This window comes from Streptococcus sp. 400_SSPC, assembly GCF_001072745.1.
Taxonomy (GTDB): Bacteria; Bacillota; Bacilli; order Lactobacillales; family Streptococcaceae; genus Streptococcus; species Streptococcus xiaochunlingii.
In genome coordinates, this window is record NZ_JVIQ01000073.1 from 34272 (window position 1) to 52010 (window position 17739).

The 17739-nt window shown below is 42.8% G+C and carries 12 protein-coding genes; all 12 read right to left on the reverse strand.

What is annotated here, in order from left to right:
• Positions 1-121 precede the first annotated feature (121 nt).
• Positions 122-1465 (reverse strand): DEAD/DEAH box helicase, encoded by a 1344-nt coding sequence (locus tag ADH49_RS09340; RefSeq protein ID WP_048691976.1) that lies wholly within the window; start codon positions 1463-1465, stop codon positions 122-124.
• A 126-nt stretch (positions 1466-1591) separates the two neighbouring features.
• Entirely contained in the window at positions 1592-2593 is a 1002-nt protein-coding gene (gene mraY / locus ADH49_RS09345; protein ID WP_048691979.1) for a phospho-N-acetylmuramoyl-pentapeptide-transferase, read from the reverse strand.
• Position 2594: 1 nt separating this feature from the next.
• Positions 2595-4880: a penicillin-binding protein PBP2X gene (gene pbp2X / locus ADH49_RS09350; RefSeq protein WP_048691981.1), complete on the reverse strand. Its 2286-nt coding sequence runs from the start codon at positions 4878-4880 to the stop codon at positions 2595-2597.
• A complete protein-coding gene (gene ftsL / locus ADH49_RS09355; protein ID WP_006596866.1) occupies positions 4873-5208 on the reverse strand; it encodes a cell division protein FtsL in 336 nt (111 codons plus the stop codon). The genes pbp2X and ftsL overlap by 8 nt, the downstream gene beginning before the upstream one ends.
• Positions 5209-5220: 12 nt before the next feature.
• Positions 5221-6171 (reverse strand): 16S rRNA (cytosine(1402)-N(4))-methyltransferase RsmH, encoded by a 951-nt coding sequence (gene rsmH / locus ADH49_RS09360; RefSeq protein WP_048691984.1) that lies wholly within the window; start codon positions 6169-6171, stop codon positions 5221-5223.
• 395 nt (positions 6172-6566) lie between these two features.
• Entirely contained in the window at positions 6567-6824 is a 258-nt protein-coding gene (locus ADH49_RS09370; protein ID WP_023920274.1) for a DUF896 family protein, read from the reverse strand.
• Between the two features lie 33 nt (positions 6825-6857).
• Positions 6858-8894, reverse strand: a complete 2037-nt coding sequence (glyS, locus tag ADH49_RS09375; protein ID WP_048691991.1) for a glycine--tRNA ligase subunit beta — start codon at positions 8892-8894, stop codon at positions 6858-6860.
• Positions 8895-9100: 206 nt separating this feature from the next.
• Complete coding sequence (glyQ, locus tag ADH49_RS09380; RefSeq protein WP_048691994.1) at positions 9101-10018, reverse strand: glycine--tRNA ligase subunit alpha; 918 nt, start codon at positions 10016-10018, stop codon at positions 9101-9103.
• 332 nt (positions 10019-10350) lie between these two features.
• Positions 10351-14853, reverse strand: a complete 4503-nt coding sequence (locus ADH49_RS09385; RefSeq protein WP_048691997.1) for a S8 family serine peptidase — start codon at positions 14851-14853, stop codon at positions 10351-10353.
• Between the two features lie 250 nt (positions 14854-15103).
• Positions 15104-15946 carry an aldo/keto reductase gene (locus ADH49_RS09390; protein ID WP_048691999.1) on the reverse strand — a complete coding sequence of 281 codons (843 nt, stop codon included), beginning with the start codon at positions 15944-15946 and terminating at the stop codon, positions 15104-15106.
• A 1-nt stretch (position 15947) separates the two neighbouring features.
• A complete protein-coding gene (locus tag ADH49_RS09395) occupies positions 15948-16175 on the reverse strand; it encodes a hypothetical protein (RefSeq protein WP_006597076.1) in 228 nt (75 codons plus the stop codon).
• Positions 16176-16352: 177 nt separating this feature from the next.
• Positions 16353-17504, reverse strand: coding sequence for an N-acetylglucosamine-6-phosphate deacetylase (gene nagA, locus ADH49_RS09400; protein WP_006597080.1), 1152 nt, complete (start codon positions 17502-17504; stop codon positions 16353-16355).
• Between the last annotated feature and the right edge of the window lie 235 nt (positions 17505-17739).

A 17739-nucleotide genomic window follows, 5' to 3' on the forward strand; every position in this document is an offset into this window, starting at 1 on the left:
TGATCTCAAGCAAGCGTCTCCCCTAAGAGCAAAAAAATAGACTATCTATAGATAGTCTATCACAAAATAAATCAGCGACCAAATAGTTAATTTTTATGGAAATCTTTAAATTTCTTTATCACTAAAAGGTTTGGCGTTTCGCCTTTCTTTCTGCTCGACCGCGAGCACGATTCTCAGCTCGCTTGGCTTTGCGACGTTTCTCGTCCACGGCCCATTTGATTTTTTTCTTGTAGCCTGGTTTGATTTTTTTCTTTTTCTTCTTGACCAAGCCAATCATCTCAATATCGAGTTTTTCTTGGCGTTTTTCACGATTAGCCCGGCGATCCCGGTCGTAAGTATCTTCGATAGCTCCAGCCTTCAAGACCTTAGGGACAAACTGGATGCCCAATTTTTCAAGCTCCCGAATGTCTGAGTCATCACTCGGTTGATAGAGGGTGATGGCTGTGCCAGGAAGACCATTCCGACCAGTCCGGCCAACGCGGTGGACAAAGAAGGATAAGTCTTGTGGAATAGCATCGTTGATAACATGACTGACCCCTTCAATATCAATCCCACGCGCTGCCAAGTCAGTCGCCACGATATATTCAAAATCCAGGTTTTTGACTTGGTTCATGATTCGTTTGCGCTCCCGTGGAGGAACCCCCCCATGGATTTTAGCGACCTTGAGCCCCTTTTCTACTAAAAAAGCATGCAAATCGTCCGCTCTGTCCTTGGTATTCACAAAAATCATTGCCAGATAAGGTTGAAGAGCCTGCGTCAATTGATAGACTTGCTCATTCTTATCGCGCCCTTTTGTCGATACCAACCAGTTATCAATGGTGTCCGAGATCACCGTTTTGGTTTTGATCTGCTCCATGACAGGGTTAGACAAATATTTCTTCAAGAAGGGTTGTAACTTTTGCGGAATCGTAGCAGAGAAAACCAAGAATTGGAGTTGTTTGGGAAGACTGGATGCAATCTTGTCTACCGTCGTCAAAAAGCCCATATCGAGAGTCATATCCGCCTCATCAACCACAAAGGTGTGAGCCTTATGAATAGCCAAGTCTCCAGAAGCGACCAAATCATAGATCCGTCCAGGTGTCCCAATGACAATATGGGGTTGGGCTATTTGGAGCTTATCGATTTGACGAGCCTTATCAGTTCCCCCAACGTAGTTGGCAATCCGAATTTCTTTTTCACAGTGGCTAGCAATCTGACGAGCCGCTTGGTAAATCTGTGTGGCCAATTCCCGACTAGGCGCAGTAATGACCACTTCGACATGGCTACTTTCCTCATTTAAAGTTTGAAAAATTGGCAAGAGGAAAGTATGGGTCTTCCCTGATCCTGTTTTAGATTCACCGACCAGATCACGGCCTGCTAAAACAATCGGTATCAGCTTTTCTTGAACTTCTGTTGCTTCGATAAAATTAATTTCTTTTAAGGCCTCTTGGATATAGTCCTTAAACTTAAAATCTGTAAATTTCATTCTCTTATCCTTTCATCATCTCCACTATTATATCAAAAAACTCCTCTTCCCGCTCTTCTTTTGGACAGCAATTCCTAGCCAGCGAAAAAGGCTGAGATCACATCCCAACCTTTTATGATTCATGGCTTATGAATTGGTCAAATAGTAGATCAAGAGGGTCAAGGCGCTCATTCCTGCACCAACACTCCAGAGAAAGGCATCGACCTTCCACTCAGACCATTTAGGTCCATTACCAGACAGACCACCCAGTTCTAAATGATGGTGGAAAGGAGTCATTCGGAAAATCCGACGTCCTTCTCCATAACGTTTCTTGGTCCATTTGAAATAGGTCACTTGTAGCATCACTGAACCTGTTTCAATGACATAGACCAGACCAATCAAGAGCAGCGTCCACTCGACATGCAAAGCCATTGACAAGGCTGCAAGCATCCCTCCAAGAGCTAGACTACCGACATCTCCCATAAAGATTTTAGCCGGCTTGTGGTTGTAGACGAAGAAACCTAATAGAGCTCCAATCATACTGATGGTCACAAAAAGGATATCGATTCGTCTTTGCCAAATAGCTATAATGGAATAAGCGATCAAGCTGATGGTTACCGAAATGCTTGCCAACCCATCAATCCCGTCCGTTAAGTTGACTGCATTTGAAAAACCAACTAACCAGAACAAGGCAAAGACAATATAGAAATGTCCCAAATAGATATCCCAACCAAAGACATTGAGAAGACTACCAGCTCCATGGCGTTCAGAAAAGAGATAGAAAATGATCCCTCCCACCAATTGCAAGGCTAATTTTTGCTTGGGATTTAACCCTTCATTGATTTTACGAAAGACCTTCAAGAAGTCATCCAAGAAACCGACGATTCCATACAAGACCAAAATAAAGAGGATCAATTGAACAGGGCGCGTAAAGTTTCCCGTTAAAAAGCTAAAGACAAGAGTGACAAAGACTGAAGTGATCAAGAAAACCACTCCCCCCATAGTTGGAGTGCCTGCTTTGGCTTTGTGTTGCTTCACATCTTCGTGCATTTGTTGCCCCGAAATATGGGCCCGTTGATAGAAACGGATAAAGGCTGGAATGCCAATAACCGTCAGTATAAAGGATACTACTAGGGTAGCAAGTAACATATCAATCTCCTAATGTAATTGTTATTTTCTTCGTCTTCTTTAAAGCAGTTTCTACTTTGACGTTTTGTTTGCTCACACGAGAACCTTCCCCTTTATAGGTGATCTCAATGCCCGTCCATTCCGCAAATTTATCAACATTTTTCTTAGTCCAACCATACATATCCGGAACTGAATCTAAGTCATCTGTTAATAATAACACTTGCTCATTTGCTTTTAATTTCGTTCCTGCTGATACAGACATCTTTTTAATATTCTTTCCAGTTCCTAGGACGACAGGCTGGATCAGATTGCGACGCAGTTCATCTGCGAAGCCACCTGGGCTGATGGTCTGCTTCAAGTTCAATTCTTTCGACAAGGATTCTGCGGACGGCATCTTATAGGTGTCCTCTTTCGTGACCCCATCCAAGGCTTTGGTTTCCGTTACTAGATTCAACTCATCCTTCAAGGCAACCGCATCTTCCAAGACTGGATTGACCAGTTCTTGCCAGCTCTTTGGACTAAAGCTGACTTCAGGCTGTTGAACTGTCACATACATAATAAAATCTGGGTCTTCAGCAGGTGTCATGACAACAATCGAGTAGATATTATCATTTTCGCCTTCCAAGTAGCCATTAGCTGTCGCAATTTGGGCTGTCCCTGATTTAACAGCAACATTTTGTCCAGCTACTTGGATAATGGGACCATCCGATGAATAGAGGGTACCAAATTGAGGATCAGTCCCTACCGTAATCATGTAATTACGGGTCTGTTGGGCAACCGAAGCGGGTACTGGATTGCCGACAATCTCTCTTTGTGATTTACGAGCAGTTTCATGCTTGCCGTCGTAAATCGCACTGATAAATTTAGGCTCCAACATTTCCCCATCATTTGCAATGGCAGAAAATGCACGCAACATCTGCGTTTGGGTCACCGAAATCCCTTGACCGAAAGAAGACATGGCTTGAGTGACATAGTTATCTCCTGGTAGGCCTCCAAAACCTTCGTCTCCCATTCCAAAACGTGTAGGAAGTCCGAACTTAAAGAGTTTGAGGTAATTCATCCAGACATTATTGCCCATCTTCTGTTCAAGCTTGGTCATCCCAATGTTACTTGAATAGGCAAAACCTTGGGCAATATTCATATAGCGACCTTCAGACAGCCCCATATTGACATCCCAGTCACGGATGGTCGCATCTTTTACTTGTAGTTCGTTACTGTAGTATACTTCATTATAGGCTGGGAAAGTTCCATGATCAATCGCCGAAGCTAATAACATGACCTTCATAGTCGAACCTGGTTCGTATTGATCCTGGTAAAGAATCGTGTTCCAGGTTCTCAGATTCTTAATATCCAAGCCTTCTTTGGTATCTGCATTATAGGTTGGACGTTGCGTCGTTGCAAGGATTTCCCCCGTTTTGGCACTGACCAGGGTCGCACTGACATATTTACCTTTTACCTTTTCTTGGAAAACATCCATTCGCGTTTCGAGATAGGTTTGAAGTTCCGCAGAAAGGGTTGTGTAGACATCCTTCCCATCTTCGGTCTTCACGGCAACCTTATCTGATCCCGGCACAATATTTCCGTTGCGATCCTTCTCATAGGTCACAACGCCGTCCTGACCACCTAGGATGCGATCCAAGGATTTTTCGATTCCCGTTGTTCCCTGCAGGGTTTTATTGCCTTCTTTATCTTCTATCAATTGAGCTTGACCGATAAATTGAGAGGCAAAGGTCCCATTTTTATAACTCCGGTTTGGACTCGTCGTAAAATCAACACCTTTAATGTTGGCAGCTTCTAGTTCACTCCGGATAGCATCCATGTTGCTATAACTAATATCGTTCCCCGCTGCACCAAAAGAAACTTGGTTGAGCTTCTTTTGAGACAGTTGTTGGACGACATAATCTTTTTCCATCCCCAAATAACGATTAAAAACGTCCGCTACTTGGTTGTATTGGCTTTCTTCAACGTATAAAACTTCACCTTTTGCTGATTTATAAGTTTTATCGATGATAGCATAAACATTATAAGTCGTCGCATCTTCAGCAATGACAGCTCCATTTCGATCATAAATTGTTCCTCGTTTGGCTGGAACAATCTCTGTTTTCTGATGGACTTGATGCGATAACTCAGATAAATTTTTTCCAAATTTGCTATCTGTGCCTATAATAACTGCAAAATTAATGAGAAAAATGAAGAAAACAAGAATAGAAAGCAAACTTAAATTCTTAGCTACTTGCCGACGATTTTGGTCTGGAAGTTTCCTTTTTTTAAGGGAATAACGAATGATTTTCTTTTTTAATTTACTCATCGCTACTTGAACTCACCACTTTTCGATTTTCTTTTTGGAGGGTCATCCCCTGAGAACTAGCTAACTTAGACAAGCGTTCATAGCGAGTCAACTCATTGACTTCTTGTCGGATATCTTCTAGTTCAGTCTCTTTTGTTTTTAGTTCCGTATTGAGGTTTGTCAAATCACTTTGCACTTGTAAAATTCGCGTCTGCATAAAAATAATACTGACAGCAAGAATAATCCCTGTTAGGACAATCGAGCCATAAAAAGCTTTCTCTACTCTGGTAAAGCGACGAATACGATCTTGCAATTGACTACCCCGAGATCGTAATGGTTGATCTGCCATGTTCATTTCCTCTTACTTATGAATTTTTCGAGCAACCCGCAATTTTGCAGAATGAGCTCGGTTGTTCTTCTCTAACTCTTCTTGGCTTGGAAGAATCGGTTTTCGAGAGACTAATTCCATTTTTGGTTTTAAGTCCTCTGGGATGAAAGGCAAGCCCTTCGGTACTTCTACTGTAGAAGCTTCTTTAAACAATTGCTTGGTCAAACGATCTTCCAAGGAATGAAAGGTAATAACTGAAATACGACCACCAACTGCCAACAAATCCATAGCCTGCTGGATTGATTCATCCGCTGCTCCCAATTCATCATTGACTTCAATTCGAATCGCCTGAAAAATTTGTTTGGCTGGATGCCCCTTTTTCTTTAGTTCCTTAGCCGGTTTTGCCGATTTGATGATTTCAGCCAATTCTGTCGTCGTTTCAATCGGTTTTACCGCACGCGCTTGTTCGATCTTTCTAGCAATTTGCTTGGAAAACTTATCTTCCCCATACTTGAAAAAGATTCGGACTAGATCGTGGTAATCATAGTTGTTAACCACGTCATAAGCCGTCAAAGAGGCTTCTTGGTTCATCCTCATGTCCAAGGGAGCATCTTTTTTATAAGAAAAACCTCGAGACCGCTCATCTAACTGGGGACTAGAAACTCCTAAATCATAACAGATTCCATCGATCTCATTGACTCCCAGTTCTTGGAGACGTGCTTGAAGATTCCGGAAATTGTCTTTGATGAAGGTTATCATGCCCTTTTCAACATAAGGAGCCAATCGTCTCTCCGCATTATCAATCGCATGCTGATCCTGATCAAAAGCATATAAATGCCCTTTTTCACTTAATTGACTTAATAAATATTCGCTATGGCCAGCTCCACCTAAAGTGGCATCCACATAGATTCCATCTGGCTTTACATCCAGCATATCAATCGTTTCATGGAGCAAGACCGTTACATGATGAAATTCTTTACTCATATCCTATCTATTTTACCACAAATCTGACCAGGATGCACTTGAGATTCTCTTCTCTATCCACTCATCATTTTTGGATAAAAAGTTCCCATTCTTCAAAAGCTCATCCTATCAACCAATAGACCGTGAGAAGCAAATTGTGATACAATAACTCTATGAAAGATAAAAAACACCTTCTCCTTGGCCTGCTAGTGGTCGACCTTATTGCCGTTTACTTTTTCCTACGAACTCCTGTCCCTTGGATTTTTTGGACAGCAACCTTCGTTCTTGCCGTCTCCATTTGGATATTTAAAAATCAATGGAAAAACTACAAAAATAGAGATAAGGATTCAGACTAGCCCCTATAGAACAAGAAAACTCGATCAGTTCAACATCTGATCGAGTTTTCTATTGTCTATTTATGAATTGGGATCATCAAGGCTACGGCCATGCAAACCTTTTTCCCGTTGCACTTGGCGTAGTTTCTCAGGTGTCACGTCATTGCCTTCTTCATCCACCACCTTGATTCCTTCAATGTGGTGACGAACGGAACGACGATAGCCCTCAATGTATTCTTCACGAAGTTTTGCTTGCTCCACTTCTTCTTCTGGAGTCAACCCTTCTGTTTTTTTCTTTTTAGCAAGCTCATTGATTCGAGCGATTTTTTCAGGTGTCATAATAAGACCTACTTTCTACCTGTTACCAGGTACTTATTTTGTGTTCAATTGGTTGAAGGCTGCAACTTTATTGGCTTTCGCTACAAGACCTGCAAGAAGGGCCAAACGGTTGTTTTTAACAGCCTCATCTTCTGCCATCACCATGGTATTGTCAAAGAAGGCATCGATGACTGGGCTAAGAGCAAAGAGTTTAGCCAATTTGTCGCTAGCTACACCAGTCAATTCAAGCTCTTCAATTGCTTTGGCAAGAGCTTTTTCTTGATCATTTTCAAAGAGACTGGCATCGACCGCTACTGAAGCATCTGCTTTTTCTGCCAAGTTGAAGGCACGTGAGAGTGACTCAACAGCTGCCTTGTAACCATCCGTTTTAGCAGCTTCTGAAAGAGCTTCAGCTGCTTCAAGCATATCTGCCACGACAAAATTTGAACTAGCAAGAACAGCATCTTTGATATCTTTTGCTGTGCGTCCCATCATCTTGTCCACACGCGCCTTGATGAAGTTGAGCACTTCTGCTTGATTGTCATAGGAAAGACTATCAAATGAAAGGGCGTAAAGGCTGTCGATCAACTCATCCATAGGGATATGCCAGCCAAAGGCATCCAAGATACGAACAATCCCTTGTGTTGCACGACGAAGCGCATAAGGGTCATTGGAACCTGATGGAATCAAGCCTACTGAGAAGAATGAAAGGAGGGTATCCAATTTATCTGCAAGCGCAAGGATAGCACCAACCTTAGTCTCTGGAAGGGCACCATCTGCTGAATCAGGAAGGTAGTGCTCACGGATAGCTGTCGCTACCGCAGCATCTTCACCAGCGAGAAGAGCATATTTTTCACCCATGATTCCTTGCAATTCGTCGAACTCTCCGACCATACCCGTCAAGAGGTCAAATTTGTAGATTTCAGCTGCACGAGCTACGGCTGCCGTTTCTTCAGCAGTCAAACCAGCTTGCTCAGCCAAGGAAGCTGCAATGACACCAGCACGGGCCATGTGTTCTGAAAGGGAACCGATTTTTTCATGGAAAGTCACGTGAGCCAATTTAGCAACCTGGTCTTCAATCTTAAGTTTTTGGTCTTCACGCCAGAAGAATTCACCATCTTCAAGACGTGCCACCAAGACTTTTTCATTTCCGCGAACAACATTTTCCAAGTGTTCGGCGTTCCCATTACGGACGGAGATGAAGTTTGGTTTGAGCTGACCATCAAGATCACGCACAACAAAGTAACGTTGGTGTGTTTCCATTGAGGTCACCAAGACTTCTTCTGGAACGTCCAAATATTTGGTGTCGAAGCTTCCCATAAAGGCAGTTGGGTATTCGACCAAGTTCAAGACTTCGTTCAAAAGTCCTTCTTCGATTTGAACTTGCACACCTTGTTCTGCTTCGATGGCCTTGATTTGCTCACGAATCATGTTTTCACGTTCTTTGCTATCCGCAATCACGTAAACCGTGCGAAGGTCTTCTTCATAAGAATCCGCATTGGTAATTTCCACTTCATGTCCAAGGAAACGGTGTCCACGACTGACACGACCTGACTGGATATCCAAGAAATCAAGGTCAAGCGCTTCGTCACCCAAAAGAACTGTCAAGGTGTGAACTGGGCGAATGTATTCAAAACTGTTGTTAGCCCAGTGCATGCTAACAGGGAAGGTCAATGAAGCAAGCACTTCTGGAACGCCAGCCAAGACTTCTTTAGCAGGTTTTCCAGCTTCGTGTTTCGTAACATAAACGTACTCTTCCCCTTTGACTTCGCGGAATTCGATATCGTCAACCGTCAAACCTTTCCCACGGACGAATCCTTGAGCTGCTTTTGAGAAGTTACCTTCTGCATCTAAGGCGATTTTCTTAGAAGGTCCTTTAAAATCTTCGGTCAAATCCGTTTGTTGATCCGCTAAACCAATGACACGGACAGCCAAACGGCGTGGCGTTGAGAAGGTTTGAATGCTTTCGTATGAAAGACGGTTGTCATCCAAGAAGGCTGCCATTTTTTCACCTAGTTGTTTTTCACTTGGTGTGACAACGTAGGCTGGTAACTCTTCGAGTCCTAGTTCTACTAATAAGTTTTTTGTCATGTTTTTTCTCCGAAAATATCTTTTTTCCAGTTTGCCTTATGTGATTGGCACGCAAGCAACCGACTTCGTCGTTTCATTGCTAAAATTGGAGCCTAAGGTCTCCAATTTTGCCTGGTATCGTTAGTATCTCTAACGATACCTTTATCACTGCGGCAACTGGTTCTGTAGGATTGCTCTATCTGCCAATCCCATCTAATACGTTCTCTCTATTCTTCCTCTTTTGCTAGGAGTTGAGCGCGGGTTGCTTCGTCGAGAAGTGGGTAGCCAAGTTTCTTACGTTCTGCGACGAAGGTTTTGGCTACAACACGAGCCAAGTTACGGATGCGGGCAATATAACCAGCACGTTCTGTAACAGAAACAGCACCACGTGCGTCTAGCAAGTTGAAAGTGTGTGAACATTTCAAAACGTAGTCATAGGCAGGGTGAACAAGGCCCAATTCCAAAGCACGTCCTGCCTCTTTTTCAAATTTTTCGAAGTTTTCAAGAAGCATATCTTGGTCAGAAACTTCAAAGCTGTATTTTGAGTGTTCATATTCTGGCTGAAGGAAGATTTCTCCATATTTAACTCCTGGAGCCCACTCAATATCGTAAACTGAGTCTACTTCCTGAATATAAGAAGCTAAACGCTCCAACCCATAAGTGACCTCAGCGGTAACAGGACCAGTTGCCAAACCACCGACTTGTTGGAAGTAGGTGAACTGAGTGATTTCCATACCGTCAAGCCACACTTCCCAACCAAGACCAGCTGAACCAGTTGATGGGTTTTCCCAGTTATCTTCAACGAAACGAATATCGTGTTCCAAAGGATTGATACCTAATTTTTCCAAAGACTCAAGGTAAAGTTCTTGAATATTTGATGGAGAAGGTTTCATCACCACTTGGAATTGGTGGTGTTGGTAAAGACGATTTGGGTTTTCCCCGTAACGACCATCTGCTGGACGACGAGATGGCTCTACATAAGCCGCATTCCATGGCTCAGGACCAATGGCACGAAGGAAGGTGTAAGGACTCATGGTTCCCGCACCCTTTTCATTATCATAAGCCTGCATGAGCATACAACCCTGGTCATTCCAGTATTGTTGCAAAGTAAGGATGATTTCCTGGAAAGTCAATTTTTTAGACATGTTTTACTCCTTTTTTAATTCTTGCGACTTTGGATACAAAAAAACCGTGTCTTTGCCCCTAAGTCAAGTGACCTAGGGGCGTCAAAAACGCGGTTCCACCCTAATTTATTACTTCATTTTATTCTACTGTACTCAGCTATCTACTGAGAGAAAGCGCCACTTACTTATCTTGTTCTGCTTGGCTTTCACTATCCCAAGCTCGCTAAAAAAACGCCATAAGCCTTTCTTTCTTGACTAGTATTATAGCAGATTTCTATTCGAGTGTAAACAAAAAACAAGTCCGAAACAGGTGTTTCAGACTTGTCGCAAATCCTTTCAAAGAAAGGTGACTGTTATGGGCGTTTTACAACCTTTGGTTTTTTCCCATTTAATTTTTTCTTAGCAGCTTTAACCTCAGCTAATACCGCCTTAACTTCCTGTTGACTGGCACCAGGATTAGCCAGTACAGCTTGAGCGCGGATAAAGGCTTGTAGATAGTTTACCTTCGCCTTATCTGCTGCATAGATAAACTTCGCATTCTTAGCTTGGAACTGGAGTTCTGCCGCAATCAATTTCTTCAGACTTGAAAAATCAGTTGTTTTACCATTTAGCTGTTGATCAGCTGCCTGATAATTTGCAAGTGCTTGGTTGATTTGCTCTTGTGTCACACCTTCACGGACGAGCAAGAGAGCCAATGCCTTAAAGCTTTGGTCAAAGGCACGTCGAGCGGAATCCTTAGCGTTGGCATAACGACCTGTTTTTGAGGCTACATCATAGGCAGCAATGGCTGATTTTAGCGCTGTAAAATCAGACTCTTTTCCGTCTAATTGACTCGTAACCAATCCAAGATTTGAGAAGATTTGGTTAACTTCTGCTTGTGATAACTTAGCTGCAAGAGCTTTCTGAGCTTCTTGATAAGCTGCATCATAGGCTAAACGTTTTTCACTCGTTGCATTAAAGTACTGTGGAGTGCTGGTCAAATTAGCTTGTTGAGCCAACAATTGCAACAATTGGGTCTTAATGACTACAGAAAGTTTTGCGAGATTGTTTTGGTCTGCTAGAACGGTCACAGTCGGTGCATCCTCAAACAACTCATAACCTGTTGGTAGACTGACTGAAATCGTGTAGGTTCCAACTGGGACATCTTTTCCAAAAGCGTTCTTGCCATAGCGTTGAACTGGAAGAACAAAGGTTTCACCAGCTTGATTTTTCAAGACAACTGGTGTTGTTCTTGGTACTGCTTGATCAAAGACCAGGCTCAAAGGTGCAGTGACAATCTCTTTGGCCAAGAATTCGATGGTCTTAAAGCTGTCCTCTGCAGTGATTTCAAATTTCTGAGTTCGTTCGCTGACGAGTTTCAGATCTGATTTGTCATAGGCAAAGAGTTCTGCCACGTAGCTACCAAACTTAAGGAAATTGATTTCTTTCCCTTTGTCTAAGTTGACATACTGTCCTTGATCATCCTTGATACGGTAGACAAAATCGGTATCTAATTCTTTATGTGTATCGGCATCTAGGACTGACACCTTAATCCGGCCACTATCTTCAGTACCAGCAAAATCAGCAAGAGAAGCAAAGTCGCGGTTTCCAGCGTAGTCTTCTACCACATAGTAAAGTAAGTATTTACTGATTCCTTCTGGAAGAGTATAGCCACCATCTTCATTTGCCGTTAAATAGACACGGTTTTCAAAGCGACTAGTCTTCCCTAGGGCGTCTTTCCCCTCTTTAACGAGGGTCCCTTCTTCATCAAAGGCCTTGACATAGAAGACTTGCTCTCGTAAGATTCCACCGTTGCCAATATCTTTTGTTTTACGAGCATAGAAGGTTTCTACCCCATCCTTCTTGGTCGTATAACCTGAAGTCAAGACTGGTTTTTGGGTATCGATTTGGATATTAAATCGAACAACTTGCTCTTCTGCTCCTGGAACGGCTGGCGTATAGCGAACTTCATAGACATAGTGACCATCCGCTACCTTTTCACCCTTGGCATCCGTTCCTTCCCAAGCCGTATTGTCGACTAGATAAGATCGTTTCCCACGTCCGTCAAAATAATTCTTACGAGCAGAGAAAGATCCTGTACTTGACCAAATTGGATTAGCAAATGCTTGATCATCTGCCTTGTAGACAGCTGCTTTCATATTTTTTAGGTTTCGCAAGACGACTGCACGATATTGCACGTAATCTTTGTTCCCATCTCCATCTGGAGAAATAGCCAGACGGACATTGCCATCAGCATCCAAATGGAGGACGTTCAAACCTTCTGGTGTTTCCACTGTTCCAAGAACGATTGGGCTTCGTTCTGCTGTTTCCTTCTTAGCAGTCGTATAGAGCACATCATTCACGTTTGAAACTAAAGAGGTGACGTTTGCATTCGATGGCACGTGTTTGGTTTCTGGGACATCATAGTAGAATCCTGATTTCCCTTCTCTTACCAAGTTGTAGATTGGTTTTTCAACCGCAGGGATATCTTGGAAAGAACCACGGAAGCCCATAAATGGGATGCTAACCACATCGCCATCATCTGCTGGATCCACAAAGCGAACAAATCCTTCTAGGAAGTAACCGTTCGGCATCAATTTAGTCAATTCTTCTGCAAACTTAGATGCATCGACAGTCACCGTCACTGTCTGACTGCTATGGGCTTTTACGGTGACATTTGGCCATACTGTCTCTGTTAATTTCCGTGGCTTCAAGGTAAAGTGATCGTCTTTTACATCGTCGGTAGTGGTATTCACAATCATCTTCAACTCTCTGTCAGTATCAGAAATATTATGAACGGTCACATCAAAACTGAATCGATCTTCTACATTACCAAGGGTTACGCTTGGGTAAGCATCTTCATTCGTTACATATAAATCTGTCGAGACAGCTGCAGCAGTATCTACAATCCCTGCCCCTTGTTGACGTACCGAAGTGTAGGCCCCCGTTTCTTTGTTGAAGTGCGGTTTTGCAGTCGACATGATCAAGGCCTTAACCGTTGCAGATAGCTCCTCTGGTGAAAGTTCTGGATGATGAGCTTGAAGGTATTCCTTCACCAAAGCTGATACCCCAGCCACATGAGGAGAGGCCATACTGGTTCCGCTGATACTGCCATAGCTATTATCATTTAGTGAAGAGAAGATCGATCCACCAGGTGCTGTGACATCCGGTTTTAATTGTCCATCCGTTGAGACTCCCCAACTAGAGAATTCAGACATCTTCCCAGCGTCAGGGTTTGGACGGTTATCCAGACTGCCATCAAAGACTATCTTGTAGTCTTTGTCTTTGATCGCTTCTCCATACCGCTTAGAAATAAATACCGCAGGAATCTTTCTCGCATCGCCTTCGAGGCCCATTTTGACATTCGCGCCTTCGACACTATTGTAAATAAGGGCTCCAATCGCTCCTTTTTTATAGACATTAGCGACCTTATCTGAGAAGGTGATTTCACCACGTTTGATGAGGGCGACTTTACCAGTCAAATCGAGACTTTCTAAATCACTCTCACGCCCCAAACCAGCATCCACATAGTCATATTCTTTCCCATTTTCGAAATTGGCATCTGTTTCAGCCGCTGTATAGGTAAACTTCCCTTTATCCAAGTCGGCATTGTCTTCCAAACCACGCACTGTAAAGACTTCTTCCGTTACGAATGAATCATTTACTGAGGCAACAGAAATAGACTCTTCTACGGTTGAAGGACTACCCACGACACCATAATCAGGGTTTTCAGCACTTGGGTTGTTATAACCGTATCCATAGGTATTGCTATTACCCGCAGCGATGACGACACTAACCCCTTTGGCGCGTGCTCGTTGGATCGCTTCTCTGACAGCAGGACTAGCATTCACTGTAGATCCTGTCCCAGACCCTAAACTCATGTTAATGACATCGGCTCCCAATGCCACTGCGTCATCAATCGCTTTTACATAGACAACATCGCTGGTCGATCCACTACGATCAGAGAAAACCCGCATAAACATCACTTGGGCTTCTGGAGCAACTCCATATACGTAGTTGCCATCCCCAGCTTTTTTGTCAGGGTTCCCAGTCGCAATACCTGTTACGTGCATACCGTGTGAATCATGGTCTTTTTCTTTGATATTGTCATCTCCGTCCATATAATCATAGGCAAAGACAACCTTATCGTTGTACCATTTTCCGTAGTCAATTCCCGCTGCTTTTTTTGCAGCTTCTAATTCTGTTTGATTTTTGAACTTCCCTTTTGTAGGATCTGAGATCCGCAATACTTCATGGTAGACATCTAAACCAGAGTCAATGACCGCAACAACAGTCCCTTCACCCTTGTAGCCTTTTTCCCAAGTTTGGGGCACATTAATAATCGTATTGCTGCTGATACTTAATGGTTTATCTTCAGCTTTCTTTTCAGTACGTACTTCCGTTACAGGTTTAGCCTCACTCTTCTCCTCTGTTGAAGAAGGTTTTGCTTCTGTTTTTTCCTGTCCTTCGGATGTTTTTTCTGCAGTTTTTTCTACAGTTTTTTCTTCGGTTTTAGTTACGACTTCCGCTTGCTTTTCAGTAGCTTGAGCCTCTGTTTTTGCTTCCTGCGCAAGGACTTGGCTATCTGATTCGACAGATGGAGTTGTTGCCCCTTTGTCTGAGGAGACTGGCTCGTCAACAACTTTACCATTTTCAACTACTGAGCCTGTAGTCTGCTCACTTGCCTGATTCGTTACAGGAGACGCAGACTCACTTGGCGATGCTTGATTTGCTTCTGCAGATGCAACGACTGCAGTCTCTGGCTGTTTCGCTTCATCAGCACTTACATTCCCTGCTCCAAAGACAAGAACAGATCCTAATAGCACCGATGCAACACCAAACTTATATTTTCTCAATGAGAAACGCTGTTTACTCATAAAATTCCCCCTATATACTAAATTATTCTTATTATACTCCTAATTTTTCAGAAAATTCACTCAACATTAACTTTGTTATCAAATTGTAATATTTCCGTACAATATCTTTAATTAGTTGTTTTTTGTTTGCTTTTTAATGGTTTCGATGTCCAAATATTTAGATATTTAAAACAAATCATTCGTTTTTCGTCTCGTTACACAAAAAAGACAGTGAGAGCAAATTCTCACTGTCTATTAAAAACAAACAATCCTAAAAGTCTTTGGTATCTGGATTCGGTGCTCCTGCCTCTACTGGGATCTTCCGAAGAAGGTCACAATCTTCTGGGGATAATGCAATCGCAGAGCATTGTAGGTTACTTGCAATGCGTTCAGGAGTCACTGACTTGGGCAGAGGTAAAAATCCTTCTGCTAGACTCCAGGCCAACAGAAGCTGGGCTGGTGTCACGTCATACTGTTTAGCCAATGTAAGGACTGTCTCATTTTGAAACAACTCTCCTTGGCCAAATGGCCCCCAAGCTTCCAATAAAATTCCTTTATCACGGCAATAACGGACTACTTCCTCTTGATAGACTCCAGGGGCCAAGCGAATCTGATTGACCGCCGGAAGAACGTTGGCACTCTCTAACAAAGCATCCAGGTGATGGGGCAGGAAGTTACTCACGCCAATAGAACGGATTTTTCCTTCTGCCTGCATATCTTCCATGGCTCTCCAAACCTCACGATTCCGTTCTTTCCAGGCCTCATTTTCTCTGTGAGTCACAGGATTTGGCCAGTGGATGAGGTACAAATCGATATAATCTAGTCCCAATTTGTGCAAAGATTCTTTTAGGCCATTGACAGCATCCTCATAGGTGTGACGATTATTCCACAACTTGGTCGTTACAAAAAGCTCTTCTCTTGGAATACCACTATCTTTGATAGCCTTTCCGACGCTTTCTTCATTTTGATAGATGGCTGCTGTATCAATATGGCGATAGCCCACTTCTAAGGCTGCTTTTACTGCTTGATAAGCTTCCTCGCCATCTTTCGCCTTCCAAGTACCAAAACCAAGTACAGGAATGTGGCGTCCGTCATTCAGTTTGTAGCTCTTCATCTTATTTCCCGTCACTTTCCTTTGTTTTTTCACCTGACTTAGAAGTCTTCGCATTCAAGCGCAACTTTGGCTTAAAGATATTTTCCTTCGGCTGCACCATCGATTTGCTAAAGAAAGCATAGAGTAAAAAGGCACTACCTGCCACTAGGATGACGGGACTACGGCGCAACATACCGTAGATAAAGAAAAACAAGCCCATCAATAAAAAACGTACGTTTATCTTATTCATAAAACTACCTCGCGATTCAATTACTTTCATTATACCATGTATCGGAGCAAAGAGACAAATGGTTAGATCAAGGAATCCTATTCAAATAAGCTGAGACTTTCATCTCAGCTTATGGGATACATTCAATTTTTAGTTTGGCGAAAGCAAGCGATTCGTAGTTGAACCTCTTTTTCACCATTAGGCTTCAAATCGTTTTTGACCGTCTAAGAAGGTTGCTACCAACTCTAAATCTTTATCCAATACAATAAAGTCAGCGTCATACCCTTCACGGATTTGGCCACAGACATCATCAATATGGACAGATTTAGCAGGGTTGAGACTTGCCATCATGACCGCTTCATGAGGATTGGCAATGCCCCACTCAACAACATTCTTCAATCCATCTTTAAGCTTCAAGATCGAACCAGCCAGATTCCCTGTCGATTTCAAACGGGCTGTTCCATTTTCTACGACAACAGGGAATTCACCCAACATGTAGTCGCCATCTTCCAATCCACCAGCTGTCATACAGTCGGTGATCAAGGCAATATTTTCCACTCCTTTTTGTTTGAGAAGGATGTCGCAGGCTTTTGGATCAACGTGATGGCCATCACAGATTAACTCTGCATAAGTATGAGGAAGTTGGTACATAGCCCCAACCATTCCCAACTCACGGTGCGTCAAACCGCGCATTCCGTTATAGGCATGCACCCAGACACTAGCCCCAGCATCCACTGCTTTTTTAGCTTCGTCAAAGGTTGCATTGGAGTGACCAAGCGCAACCGTTACCCCTTCTCCTGTTACTGTGCGGACAAAGTCTTCTACACCATCTCGCTCAGGAGCAAGGGCAATTTTATTGAGCAAGCCGTTGGCTGCTTTTTGCCATGCACGGAATTCATCCATCCGAGGATCTTTCATATAGGCTGGATTTTGTGCCCCTTTGTACTTCTCTGTAAAGTAAGGTCCTTCAAAGTAAATACCACGAATCTTAGCACCAGACGCTTCTTGGTATCGTGCTCCAATGTTTTCAGTGACTGCTAATAATTGCTCATAAGAAGAGGTCAAGGTTGTTGGCAAAAAGCTAGTGACCCCTGTGCTCAAGAGCCCCTCACTCATAGTATGAAGGGTTCCCTCGATGTTGTTGTCCATAACGTCAACTCCACCAAATCCATGGATGTGCGTATCGACCAAACCAGGAGCAATACTATAGCCTGTATAGTCCAAAACAGTAGCTCCCTCTGGTAGCTGATCTACATGTTTCCCAAATTTGCCATCGACAATTTCTAGATATCCTCCCTTACGAATGCCATGGGGATAAAAGAATTGATCTGCTTGTATATAAGTTGTCATGGTGATTTCCTTTCTTTTTCTACCGATATATTCATACACATTATAATCTTTTGTACTGTATTTGTAAATGGTATAGACCTATTTTATTTAAATATATTAATATTTTCTATAAATACGATAAAAAATCCAGTTTTTTTGAGCTGGATTTCAGATTGAATATAAAGTCTTCTTTAAAACTTTCCTTAGGTGAGTACGGACGTTAGGTGAAATTATCCAGTGGATGATTTCAGCAATC